The organism is Sphingopyxis sp. (assembly GCF_035565275.1).
Classification (GTDB): domain Bacteria; phylum Pseudomonadota; class Alphaproteobacteria; order Sphingomonadales; family Sphingomonadaceae; genus Sphingopyxis.
In genome coordinates this window covers 1-5,340 of record NZ_DATMST010000289.1, presented here as the reverse complement: position 1 = coordinate 5,340, position 5,340 = coordinate 1, and the positions used below count along the sequence as shown (strand labels likewise).

The 5,340-nt window shown below is 66.4% G+C and carries 6 protein-coding genes; 5 read left to right on the top strand and 1 reads right to left on the bottom strand.

Features of this window, described 5'->3' with window-relative positions; translation table 11 throughout:
• The coding region (locus VN047_RS19065; protein WP_325545469.1) for a hypothetical protein at positions 1–365 on the top strand (365 nt) is incomplete at its 5' end.
• Here VN047_RS19065 and VN047_RS19060 read toward each other — a convergent pair.
• Positions 337–813 (bottom strand): hemerythrin domain-containing protein, encoded by a 477-nt coding sequence (locus tag VN047_RS19060; protein WP_325545467.1) that lies wholly within the window; start codon positions 811–813, stop codon positions 337–339. The two genes, VN047_RS19065 and VN047_RS19060, sit on opposite strands and share 29 nt — an antisense overlap.
• Before the next feature lie 226 nt (positions 814–1,039).
• On the opposite strand from VN047_RS19060, the gene VN047_RS19055 reads away from it, so the two are divergent.
• The 4 genes from VN047_RS19055 to VN047_RS19040 form a co-directional block, all read left to right on the top strand.
• Entirely contained in the window at positions 1,040–2,224 is a 1,185-nt protein-coding gene (locus tag VN047_RS19055) for a PepSY domain-containing protein (RefSeq protein WP_325545465.1), read from the top strand.
• Complete coding sequence (locus VN047_RS19050; protein WP_325545463.1) at positions 2,221–2,400, top strand: hypothetical protein; 180 nt, start codon at positions 2,221–2,223, stop codon at positions 2,398–2,400. Before VN047_RS19055 ends, VN047_RS19050 begins: the two co-directional genes overlap by 4 nt.
• Before the next feature lie 46 nt (positions 2,401–2,446).
• Positions 2,447–4,657: a TonB-dependent receptor gene (locus tag VN047_RS19045; protein WP_325545461.1), complete on the top strand. Its 2,211-nt coding sequence runs from the start codon at positions 2,447–2,449 to the stop codon at positions 4,655–4,657.
• Between the two features lie 12 nt (positions 4,658–4,669).
• Positions 4,670–5,340, top strand: a 671-nt coding sequence (locus tag VN047_RS19040) for a pyridoxamine 5'-phosphate oxidase family protein (RefSeq protein WP_325545459.1), incomplete at its 3' end; no start/stop codon positions are given.

Genomic DNA, 5,340 nt, shown 5'->3' with positions numbered 1-5,340 from the left:
CCGCGGCGCAGCGGTTCAGCGTCGGCGGCGCGACGTTCGGCCGCGCCTTCGACGACGGACTGGTCAACGGCGACCGCGGCTATGCGGCGTTCGGCGAACTGGCATGGCGGCCGCTGCGCAGCGGCCGTTTCGCGAAAAGCGAGCTCTACAGCTTCATCGACTATGCCGAGGTGGCCTTGCTCGAACGCCCGGCGATTCCGCGCACCGAATTCCGGCCCGGCAGCTGGGGCGGCGGCATTCGCCTGTCCTATGCGGAGAATGCGACGATCGGGTTCGAACTCGCCGACGCGTGGAAACAGCCGGTGCCGGGTTTCGACCAGGACTGGCGCGTCGCGCTCAGCTGGAAGTTGTCGCTCCGTCCGTGAGCGGGTTGGCGAGCGGCGCAGTCGACGCATAGAGGGTTTCGGCAAGCGGATAGAGTTCGCGCTCCTCGCGCTCGACCCGTGTCGCGAGCATCGTGAAGACCGCCTTCGTCTCGCTGCGGAAACCCTGCCAGTCCGCTTCGACCCGCTGGCTTGTCCATTTGTCGTCATAGGCCACGAAATCGGCCGACAGATCACCCATTTCCAGTTCGAAATCGCGCGTGACCCGGACCAGTTCGGCATCGCCCGTGGCCACCAGCCGCGGATACAGGATCCAGTCCTCGCATTTCAGGTGGCGTATCAGCGCATCGCGAAGCTGGCTGCGCGCCGACGCCAGTTCGGCCGGCGGCGGGGGGCGCGGCGCGTCGGTCATGTCGAGGATGATCCGGGAAAGCGTGACCAGCGCCGCATGTTCGGCGCGCAATCGCTGCATTTCGCGGCTCAGGGCCATAATAGCTCCAGCGATGCGAGCGGTCCCTCGAAGAAGAACATACGCGTCTCGACGCGAAAAGAAAGGGAATCGCGGCACCTGCCTACCAGGCGATCCATTTGGCCCGATCAGTGGATTAGCTGGCCCGATCGATGGGGTCCGCGACGCAAAACCGGTTGTCAAAAGCCGCGGCAGGCCATAGGGCTTTATTGATTATTCTTCGCAATAGCAGTAGCTTTTCTTCACCATGCAACGATCGACCATCCGGACGTGGTTCCTGATCCACAAATGGACGAGCATCGTCTGCACGGCCTTTCTGCTGATGCTGTGCATCACCGGCCTGCCGCTGATCTTCCACGATGAAATCGACGCGCTGACCGAAGGCATGCCGCACTATGGCATGCCCGGCGTCGGATCGTCGGGCGAGACGGCGGGGCTGAGGCCGCTCGACGAGATGCTGGCGAAGGCACTCGCCGCGCGCCCCGGCGAGGTGCCCGTCTTCATGGCGTTCGACAACGAACAGCCGTCGCTGACCGTCACGACCGCGCCGCGTCCGGACTCACCCGCCGGGGATATGACGATCCAGCTGTTCGACCGCTCGACCGGTGCGGCGACCGGAGCGGTCGACGAAAGCGGGGTGATGCATTTCATCCTCCAGCTTCACACCGACATGTTCCTCGAGCTGCCCGGGATGCTCTTCCTCGGGCTGATGGGGCTGTTGTTCGTGATCGCGATCGTTTCGGGGGTCGTTCTCTACGCCCCCTTCATGCGCAAACTCGACTTCGGCACCTTGCGCACCTCGCGCAGCCGCCGCGTCAAATGGCTCGACTATCACAATCTGCTCGGCATCGTCGCGCTCGCGTGGATGACCGTCGTCGGCGCAACCGGCGTGATCAACGCACTCGCGACCCCGATCTTCCAATACTGGCAGATGACCGAACTGGCCGAGATGACGAAGGCCTATGCCGGCAAGGGCGCGGTGGCGCCCGAAAATTACGGCTCGATCGACAGGGCGATGGCGGCGGCGCGGAAGGAAATTCCGGGCAACAATCCGCAGTTCATCGCCTTCCCCGGCGGCAGTTTCAGCAGCAAGCATCATTATGCCGTCTTCTTTCAGGGCGACACGCCGCTCACCGAACGGCTGCTCACCTCGGCGCTGATCGATGCAGAGACGGGCGAATTCACCGACGCGCGCCCGATGCCCTGGTATGTGAAGGCGCTGGCGCTGTCGCAGCCGCTGCACTTCGGCGACTATGGCGCGCTGCCGCTCAAGATTCTCTGGGCGATCCTGACCGCCTTCACGATAATCGTCCTCGGCTCGGGCCTCTATCTCTGGCTCGGCAAGCGCCGCTCGGGAACCGACGCGCTGGTGCGCGAGGTCGAGAGCGGCGGCACGCTGGTTCCGGGTGTTTCCGGGGTGCCCGCCGAATGAAAAAGGGGAACGGCCTCCGCACGATCTTCGCGGTCCCGCTGCTGCTCGCGCTCGCCAGCATCGTCGGGCTCGTCGTCGCGCTGACCGGCGACGGCCTGCGCGATGCCGCGTCGTGGGCTGCGCTCGCGATACCGGTACTGGCCGTCGGCTGGGCGATGCGCGTCCGCCGCACCTGAACGCATTTTCGCGCGGCCCATGCCGCGCCTGTAGGGGAAAACATACGTGACCAGACCGACCTTCCGCACCGCGCTGGGGCTGACCGCCGCCACCGCCGCGCTCGCCGTCGCCACGCCCGCGGTGGCGCAGGATGACGCCGACACCAGCGAAATCCTCGTCACCGCGCTGCGCAACAACCGGACGCAGGTCAGCGGCGGCGGCAACATCGGCGTGTTTGGCGACAAGCTGGCCGAAAACATCCCGTTCAACGTCCGCTCGTACAACGAAGCGCTGATCCTCAACCAGCAGCCCGACACGCTTGGCGAAGTGCTGGAGAACGACCCGACGGTCCGCACGACGCTGGGCTTCGGCATCGCGGGCGAAGTCTTCGTTATCCGCGGCTTCGACCTCTCGTCGGACGACGTCGGTTTCGACGGCCTCTATGGCATCACCCCGCGCCAGCTCGTCGCGCCCGAACTGGCCTCCTCGGTCCAGGTCATCAACGGCGCGAGCGCCTTCCTGAACGGCGCCGCCCCGGGCGGCAGCGGCATCGGCGGCAGCGTCAACCTGCTCCCCAAGAAGGCCGAGCGCGACATGATCCGCGCGACGCTCGGCTATACCTCCGCCTCGCACCTCTCGGGCGCGGTCGATGTCGCCCGCCGCTTCGGCGCCAACGACGAATGGGGTTTCCGCATCAACGGATCGGCCCGCCGCGGCGACATCGCGATCGACGACGAATTCCACTCGAGCTACGTCCTCGGCGCCACGCTCGATTACAACAATGGTCCGCTGCGCGTCGCATTGAACCTCAACTACCAGCGCCTGAACCAGAAATACTGGCGCGGTCAGGTCGCCATCGGCACCGTCATCCCGCGCGCGCCCGCCGCCGACACCAACTATTCGCAGCCGTGGAGCCAGATCCTCACCAAGGATTTCTTCGGCACCTTCAGCGTCGAATATGACCTGTCCGACGCGGCTATGGTCTATGCCAGGGTCGGCGCGCGCGACGGACGCGAGGACCAGACCACCGCCGGCATCACCGTCAGCGATCCGGTGACCGGCGCCGCGACGGGCAGCGGCTCGTACGTACCGCGCGAGGACAATAATGAATCGGCGACCGCCGGCATCCGCATCAAGCTGGAAGGCGGCGGCGTCAGCCACGAAATCAACGCCGGCGGCGCGGTGAGCTGGCAGGTCAACCGCAACGCCTATGACTTCTTCCCCGGCACCTACGCCACCAACCTCTACGATCCGGTGGCCGTCCCCCGCCCGGCGGGCGGCACCCCCGGCGGCGACATCGACGATCCGTTCCCGATCAGCCGCAGCCGCCTCTCCAGCGCGTTTATCTCGAACACCATGGGCTTCTGGGACGATCGCATCCTGATCACCGGCGGCCTGCGCCTGCAGGAAATCAAGACGAAAGGCTATGCGTATAACGATAGCCCCCCTCTCGCCCCCGTGCCCGTGGCAGCGGGCGACCAGACCAGCGGCTACAAGGAATCGGCGGCGACCCCGGTCCTCGGCATCGTCGTCAAGCCGGTCCCCGGCCTGTCGCTCTACGGCAACCGGATCGAAGGGCTGGTGGCGGGATCGACGGCGCCGCCGACCTTCGACCACGACGGCTCGCCGGTCACCCCGCCTCTGCTGGTGATCAACGGCGGCGCGGCGCTGCCGCCGGTCAAATCGAAGCAATATGAAGTCGGCGGCAAACTGAACCTCGACCGCTTCAACGCGGGTCTCGCGCTGTTCCAGATCGACAAGCCGAACAGCTTCGTCGATCCCGCGACGCTGATTTACGGCAATTACGGCACCCAGCGGAACCGCGGCATCGAAATCACGCTCGACGGCGAACCGGTCGACGGCCTGCGGATCATCTCGGGCCTGACCTTCAACGACGCCAAGCTGCGCCGGACCGCCGGCGGCCTCAACGAAGGCAAGGATGCGGTCGGCGTGCCCGACGTGCTCGCCAATGCCAATGTCGAATGGGATCTGCCCTTCCTGCCCGAACTGACGCTGGTCGGCCGCGTGGTCTATACCGGCAAGCAGGCGGTCGACGCCGCCAACACGCTTGAACTCGACGACTGGACGCGTTTCGACCTCGGCGCGCGCTATGTCGCGCTGCTGGGCGAAACCCCGCTGACGCTGCGCTTCAACGTCGATAACGTCGCGAACAAGCGCTATTGGGCCTCGGCCTATAATGCGTTCAGCGCCTTCGGCTCGCGGTTGCTTCAGGGCGGTCCGCGCACCTTCAAGGCGTCCGCCTCGATCGAGTTCTGACGGGAGCATGGCATGAGCGACATCGACAGCATCGCAGGCCTTGAGGCCATCCTCGGAAAGGCGCCGCCCGCGGTGAACCTCAAGGTCATCGATCATGTCGACGCGAATGCAGTGCGCTGGCTCGCGGCATCGCCGCTGATGTTCGCGGGCTTCGGTGACGCGAACGGCATCGCGGTCACGCCCGGTGGCGGTGCGCCCGGCTTTGCCACCGCCGAGCCGCAGACGCTGTCGATCCCGCTCGCGATGCTCGACGATCCGGCGCTCGCGCAGCCGGGCGCCAGCTTCGGTTCGCTGTTCCTCGTCCCCGGCATCGGCGAGACGCTGCGGATCAACGGCAGTGTCGCGGCGGTCGCGGATGGAACCGCGCGGATCGCGGTGACCGAATGCTATGTCCATTGCGCGAAAGCACTGATCCGGTCGGGCTTCTGGACGGCCGGTCCGTCGGACGCGGTGCCGGCCACGGCGGGGGAATTTGCCGCCAGCGCGCGCTTCATGGCGCTCGCGACGATCGATCCCGCGGGCCAGGCCGATCTCAGTCCCAAGGGTGACCCCGCCGGATCGATGACGCACATCGCGGGCGACCAGCTCTGGTTTGCCGACCGCCCCGGCAACCGCCGCGCCGACAGTTTCCGGAACATCATCGCGCAGCCGCGTGTCGCCGCCGCGCTGCTGGTTCCCGGCTC